This window comes from Allohoeflea poritis, from assembly GCF_027889715.1.
Taxonomy (GTDB): Bacteria; Pseudomonadota; Alphaproteobacteria; order Rhizobiales; family Rhizobiaceae; genus Hoeflea_A; species Hoeflea_A poritis.
In genome coordinates this window covers 1-2,061 of the sequence record NZ_JAPJZH010000047.1, presented here as the reverse complement: position 1 = coordinate 2,061, position 2,061 = coordinate 1, and the positions used below count along the sequence as shown (strand labels likewise).

The window sequence follows — 2,061 nt, the reverse complement described above, 5'->3', positions numbered from 1 at the left end:
TCCGGGACGGCGACGGACAGACGCCGGTCGGAGATGCAGCCATGCAGATAGGTGAGTGTTTCGCCATCGGACAGCGCAACGGCTGCCGGCATCAGTTGGGAAAGCAGATCGATCGCCCGGTCGGTCAGCTGGATGAAGCGATCAAGGTCCTCGCGGTAATCGTGACCACGCTTTTCCTCCTTCGTCTCGATCAACAGGTGTTCAGCGCGGCCGACGGACTCAGTTGAAGGCAGAAAGACGAAGGTGAGAAAATAGCTGCTTTCGAACAGGGTGCCGCTTTGCTCGAACACACTCCGGCGTTCCTCGTCGACGAGACCGGAAACGGGATCGGGAAATTCGGATGACGGATAGCCACCGGCCGGATGGCGATCCGCCTCAAAGAACAGGGCCCAGCCGGAACCGAAGCGGCGCAGCACATTGTTGATCCGCGCGCAGGTGGCGACCAGTTCGGACTCCGTCGCACTCTCAAGATCCGGGCCGCGGAACTGGATCGAGCGCTGGAAGGACCCGTCCTTGTTGAGAATCACGCCCGGTGCGACAAGGCACGCCCAAGGCAGATAGTCGGCAAGCAGCGCCGGGCGCCGGTTGTATTCCGCCAATTTCAGCATGAGAGATACCCCTTGTGGCGGACATGCCGGATCAGCACATCCATGAAGGCCGGATCCTTGCGCGCCGCATAGACGGCGGCGCCATGACCCGCGATCCAGACGAGAAGCCCGATCAACCAGAGTTGCAGGCCAAGCCCGAGCGCCGCGGCAAGCGTACCGTTGACGATGGCAACGGTGCGCGGTGCTCCGCCCATCAGGATCGGTTCCGTGAGCGACCGGTGCAGCGGGATCTCGAAGCCGGCGGTGTTTGTGACACCGCTACTCACGAGATCAGCGCCCCGCCGCCGAAGGAAAAGAACGACAGGAAGAAACTCGTTGCCGCGAAGGCAATCGACAGGCCAAAGACGATCTGGATCAGCCGCCGGAAGCCGCCCGACGTCTCCCCGAATGCCAGCGACAGGCCGGTAATGACGATGATGATAACGGCGACGATACGGGCCACTGGTCCCTCGATGGATTCCAGGATCGAGGTCAGCGGCGCTTCCCACGGCATGCCGGAGCCTGCAGCATGAACGGGTACGGCCAACAGAGCGCTAAAGGTGACGAACTCGGCCGCGGCCGTCAGCAGGGTTCGAAGCGTCTTGAAGCTGTTTCTGGATATCCTTGGCATGCGGCTCTCCTCAATTCAGGCGGATGGAACAAGTCGGGCTGGATGAAGTTCTGTAAGACGGTAGTCGCCGTCCGCATCGAGACCATCGAGCGCAGCCACGATCTGAACGCAGCGTCCCTCCCCGCGCCCTTTAAGAAAGACGACGATGTCGACTGCCTCCGCGATTAGCCGGCGCGGCACCGTGACAACAGCCTCCTGGACAAGCTGCTCCAGGCGATAGAGCCCGGCGCGGGCGGAATTGGCATGCAGCGTGGTAATCCCGCCCGGGTGGCCCGTGTTCCAGGCCTTGAGCATGTCGAGCGCTTCCGATCCGCGCACTTCACCGACGATGATCCTGTCGGGACGCAGGCGCAGCGTTGACCGCACCAGGTCGCAGAGCGTTGCTACGCCGGGCTTGGTCCTGAGATTGACGCAATCTTCCGCCGCGCACTGGAGCTCGCGCGTGTCCTCGATCAGGATGATCCGGTCGCCGGTTCCGGCAACTTCCGCCAGCAGTGCATTGACCAAAGTGGTCTTTCCGGAGCTGGTGCCGCCAACAATCACGATGTTCTTTCGTTCTTCAATTGCCTGCCCCAGTGACGCTGCCTGCTGCGACGTCATCACCTGCCGGTCGACATAATCAGACAGCCGATAAAGCACGCCCGCCGGTTTGCGGATGGCAAAACACGGCGCCGGCGCGACGGGCGGCACGAGGCCCTCGAACCGCTCGCCGGTTTCAGGAAGCTCCGCGGAGACAACGGGCCGCTCAACATGACATTCCTGCCCGATATGGCTGGCGACCAGCCGGATGATGCGTTCCGCCTCGGAAGCTGCAATCGTCTGGCCGGTATCGATCCGGCCCTC

The 2,061-nt window shown here is 62.5% G+C and carries 3 protein-coding genes and 1 pseudogene; all 4 read right to left on the bottom strand.

Annotation, left to right across the window (positions count from 1 at the left end; translation table 11 throughout):
• Nucleotides 1-608: pseudogene (locus tag OOZ53_RS26440) on the bottom strand (conjugal transfer protein TrbE); the annotation flags it as partial.
• On the bottom strand, nt 602-874 hold the full coding sequence (locus OOZ53_RS26435) for a VirB3 family type IV secretion system protein (RefSeq protein WP_271092797.1): 273 nt from the start codon (nt 872-874) through the stop codon (nt 602-604). The pseudogene OOZ53_RS26440 and the gene OOZ53_RS26435, both read right to left, overlap by 7 nt.
• Entirely contained in the window at nt 871-1,218 is a 348-nt protein-coding gene (locus OOZ53_RS26430; RefSeq protein WP_271092796.1) for a TrbC/VirB2 family type IV secretion system protein, read from the bottom strand. The genes OOZ53_RS26435 and OOZ53_RS26430 overlap by 4 nt, the downstream gene beginning before the upstream one ends.
• Before the next feature lie 15 nt (nt 1,219-1,233).
• On the bottom strand, nt 1,234-2,061 hold an 828-nt coding region (trbB, locus tag OOZ53_RS26425; RefSeq protein ID WP_271092795.1), incomplete at its 5' end, for a P-type conjugative transfer ATPase TrbB.